The sequence below is a fragment of the Ideonella azotifigens genome (genome assembly GCF_006519715.1).
In the GTDB taxonomy this organism is placed as follows: domain Bacteria; phylum Pseudomonadota; class Gammaproteobacteria; order Burkholderiales; family Burkholderiaceae_C; genus Ideonella; species Ideonella azotifigens.
Map to the genome: position 1 here is coordinate 1 of NZ_VIDT01000529.1, position 3,954 is coordinate 3,954.

At 66.8% G+C, this 3,954-nt stretch carries 4 protein-coding genes; 2 read left to right on the plus strand and 2 right to left on the minus strand.

Annotated features, from left to right (window positions below; genetic code table 11):
* Positions 1-135: 135 nt before the first annotated feature.
* Together FKP22_RS23365 and tyrS are read right to left on the minus strand one after the other, a co-directional pair.
* On the minus strand, positions 136-567 hold the full coding sequence (locus FKP22_RS23365) for an FKBP-type peptidyl-prolyl cis-trans isomerase (protein ID WP_141290072.1): 432 nt from the start codon (positions 565-567) through the stop codon (positions 136-138).
* A gap of 67 nt (positions 568-634) precedes the next feature.
* Complete coding sequence (tyrS, locus tag FKP22_RS23370) at positions 635-1,894, minus strand: tyrosine--tRNA ligase (RefSeq protein WP_141290073.1); 1,260 nt, start codon at positions 1,892-1,894, stop codon at positions 635-637.
* Between the two features lie 313 nt (positions 1,895-2,207).
* Here tyrS and FKP22_RS23375 point away from each other — a divergent pair, with 313 nt between their 5' ends.
* Together FKP22_RS23375 and FKP22_RS23380 are read left to right on the plus strand one after the other, a co-directional pair.
* Positions 2,208-3,599, plus strand: a complete 1,392-nt coding sequence (locus tag FKP22_RS23375; RefSeq protein ID WP_231012546.1) for a M23 family metallopeptidase — start codon at positions 2,208-2,210, stop codon at positions 3,597-3,599.
* 31 nt (positions 3,600-3,630) lie between these two features.
* A partial coding sequence (locus FKP22_RS23380; RefSeq protein WP_211361542.1) for an anhydro-N-acetylmuramic acid kinase occupies positions 3,631-3,954 on the plus strand: 324 nt, incomplete at its 3' end.

Genomic DNA, 3,954 nt, shown 5'->3' on the forward strand with positions numbered 1-3,954 from the left:
GCTGGGAACTGGGCCAGCCCGAAGCCGCAAGGCAGGCGGCGCAGCAGGCCTGGCGCCGCGCCGAGCAGGCAGAGCCCGCCTGGGCCGACGCGGTGGGCCAAACGCTGCGCCAGGTCAACCCATGAAACTTCCTGCTCAGTTGCCGTTGATGCCCAGCAGCTCGACTTCGAAGTTCAGTGTGGCGTTCGGCGGAATCAGTCCACCACCAGCGCCCTTGCTGCCGTAGGCGATGCCCGGCGGGCAGGTCAGCTTCGCCTTGCCGCCAACCTTCATGCGCTGCAGGCCTTCGGTCCAGCAAGGGATCACGCGGTTCAGCGGGAACTCGGCCGGCTCGTTGCGGCTGTAGGAGCTGTCGAACTCCTTGCCGTCCATCAGCGTGCCGCGGTAGTGCACCTTGACCTTGTCGGTGGCCGACGGGCTGGCGCCGGTGCCTTCCTTGAGCGGGGTGTAGACCAGGCCGGAGGCCGTGGTCACGGGCGCGGGGTCGGCCGCATGTGCGGCGCCGGACAGCAGGGCCACGGCGCAGGCCGCGGCAAGGGTCAGCGAAGAACGCAGGGAACGGGTCATCTCGTCGGTCCTGAAAAATTCCGGCTCGGCCGGAGGAGCCGCGAGCTTACCCGGGCTGCATGTTGTTTCAGCTCAAAGTGACACGTGCGAACTTGCGCTTGCCGACTTGCACGACAAAAGTGCCGGGCTGGACTTTCAGGCCCTTGTCGCTGATGACGGTGCCGTCAATGCGCACGCCAGCCTGCTCGACCATGCGCAGGCCTTCGCCGTTGCTGGCCACCAGGTTGGCCGCCTTCAGCAGCGCGCCAATGCCCATCGGCGCGCCGCTCAGCGTCAGTTCGGGAATGTCGTCCGGGATGCCGCCCTTGGCTCGGTTCTGGAAATCGGCCTCGGCAGCGTCGGCCGCTGCAGCGCTGTGGAAGCGCGCGGTGATTTCCTTGGCCAGCATGACCTTGGCGTCCTTGGGGTTGCGCCCGCCTTCAACCTCGGCCCTGAGCTGCGCGATCTCGGCTTCGGAGCGGAAGGACAGCAGCGTGAACCACTTCCACATCTGCTCGTCGCTGATCGACAGCGTCTTGGCGAACATGCTGTTGGCCGGCTCGGTGATGCCGATGTAGTTGTTCTTGGACTTGGACATCTTCTCGACGCCGTCCAGGCCTTCGAGCAGCGGCATGGTCAGGATGCACTGCGGCTCCTGGCCGTATTCGGCCTGCAGTGCGCGGCCCACCAGCAGGTTGAACTTCTGGTCGGTGCCGCCCAGTTCCAGGTCGCTCTTCAGCGCCACCGAATCGTAGCCCTGCATCAACGGGTACAGCAGCTCGTGCAGCGAGATGGGGGTGTTGGACTGGAAGCGCTTGGTGAAGTCGTCGCGCTCCAGCATGCGGGCCACCGTGTACTTGGCGGCCAGCTCGATCATGCCGCGGGCACCCAGCGGGTCGCTCCACTCGCTGTTGTAGCGGATCTCGGTGCGGGCAGGATCCAGCACCATCGAGGCCTGCTGGTAGTAGGTCTTGGCATTCGCCTCGATCTGCTCGCGCGTCAGCGGCGGGCGGGTGGCGTTGCGGCCGGACGGGTCGCCGATCATCGACGTGAAGTCGCCGATGAGAAATATGACCGTGTGCCCCAGGTTTTGCAGCTGGCGCATCTTGTTCAGCACCACTGTGTGGCCGATATGGATGTCAGGCGCAGTGGGGTCCAGCCCCAGCTTGATGCGCAAGGGCTGGCCGGTGGCTTCGGAACGCTGGAGCTTCTTCACCCAGTCCGCCTGCGGCAGCAGCTCGGCACAGCCGCGCTGGCTGATGGCCAGCGCTTCGCGCACGCCGTCGCTCAGGGAAACGGCCGCAGCAGCTGCGCTGTCAGACGGGTTGGCGCCAACGGGCGCCGGCATGGCAGCGGATTCGGACATCGGTGTAAATAGCAGGTGTTTGCCCGGTTCGGGCGCGCCTTTTGGCGGAAGTGTCACAGGTATACTCCGCCGATTCTTTTTTCGAGCCGGCAGCACCGCACGAACAACGGACAAAAAGCGGGTGGAAACGAGTGGAGAAGGAGTTCTTGCTTCCGAGCAAGGACCGCGATTCTACGGGGCTGCAGGATGGTGGATGACGGCAGGCGCATGGCGCCCGGTTTTGCCGTCTTGGCACATGGTGCACGCTTTGGCGTGCACGCCGCACACAGGACGGAGCATGCAGCTCCGCTGAAGATTGAAGTCGTCGGGCACACCCTCTCTTTCCGCCCTGCAGCGCGCCCTGGCGCCCGCAGCACAGTTCATCCACTCGCATCCCCGCGGTTTTTCCGCCGCCATCCTGGCCTTGCTGGCCGGCACTGGCGTGACCGCCTTCGGCATCGCGCCGATGGCGCCTGACGCGGCCGACCTGCCCAAGCGCCTGGTGGTGCAAACCGTCACCCCCGAAGCGCTGGCGCCTCAGCTCGAGGCCCTGGCCGACGCCGAGCTGCAGCTCAACCGCAGCGACATCACCCGCCCCAGCGACACACTGGACAGCCTGATGCAGCGCCTGGGCGTGGCCGATGCGGCCGCGGTCCAGTGGCTGCGCCTGGACCCGATCGGCCGCAAGCTGGTCGAGGGCCGGCCCGGCAAGATGATCACCGCCTCGCTGAGCGGCAGCGGCCGGCTGGCATCGCTGGTCGCGCGTTTCGCGACCGACGACGACAGCCAGGGCCAGGCCCGCTTCAGCCGGCTGACCATCGAGCGCGACGCGCAGGGCCGTTGGCAATCGCATCTGGAACAGGCGCCGCTGGAATCGACCCAGCGCCTGGCCAGTGGCACGATCCGCAGTTCGCTGTTTGCCGCGACCGACGAATCCAACATCCCGGACGCGGTCGCCACCCAGATCGCCGAGCTGTTCTCGACCGACATCGACTTCCGCCGCGAGCTGCGCAAGGGCGACACCTTCAGCGTCGTCTACGAGCACCTGACGGCCGACGGCGAACCCATCACCTGGAACCAGGGCAGCGGCCGCGTGCTGGCCGCCGAATTCATCAATGACGGCCATCCGCACCAGGCGGTGTGGTTCGGCGAAGGCAAGGGCGGCTACTTCGACCTGAACGGCGAGAGCAAGCGCCGCAGCTTCCTGGCCAGCCCGATGGAGTTCTCGCGTGTGACCTCCGGGTTCTCGATGCGCTTCCACCCGATCCAGAAGATCTGGAAAGCCCACCTGGGCGTGGACTACGGTGCACCGATGGGCACGCCGATCCGCAGCGTCGGCGACGGCACCGTCGAATTCGCCGGCCAACAGAACGGCTACGGCAACGTGGTGCAGATCCACCATGCAGGCGACCGCACGACGCTGTATGCCCACATGAGCCGCATCGACGTGAGGAAAGGCCAGCACGTCAGCCAGGGCGACCGCCTGGGCGCCGTCGGCATGACCGGCTGGGCCACCGGACCGCACCTGCACTTCGAGTTCAAGGTGGGCGGCCTGCAGAAGGATCCGCTGGAGATCGCCAAGTCCTCCGAGACCATCAAGCTCGACCCATCGCAGCGCGCCCGTTTCACCGCGCTGGCACAAGCCGCCAAGATCCAGCTGACCGTGGCCAACGACACGCGTGGCCAGCAGACCGCTCGCGTCGAATGACGCCGCGCTGCCAAGCAACGAGCTGAGGAACATGGACAACGCCGATCTCTACATCGGCCTGATGTCAGGCACTTCGCTGGACGGCATTGATGGCGTGCTCGCCGCCTTCGAGCGCGAGAGCGCCACGATGCAGGTGCTGGCCCACGCCCATGCGCCCTTCCCCACGGTGCTGCGCGAGGAACTGCTGGCGCTGAACCAGCGCGGCGCGGACGAACTGCACCGCGCAGCACTGGCCGCCAACGCGCTGGCCACGCTGCAGGCCGGCGTGGTGCAGCAGTTGCTGCGCCAGCATGGCTGCCGCGCCCACCAAGTCATTGCCGTCGGCTCGCATGGCCAGACGGTGCGCCACCGCCCA

What these genes read in the sequence shown, in the direction of transcription:
- FKP22_RS23365 (WP_141290072.1), bottom strand. Translation starts at nt 567, where the DNA reads ATGACCCGTTCCCTGCGTTCTTCGCTGACCCTTGCCGCGGCCTGCGCC.
- tyrS (WP_141290073.1), bottom strand. Translation starts at nt 1,894, where the DNA reads ATGCCGGCGCCCGTTGGCGCCAACCCGTCTGACAGCGCAGCTGCTGCG.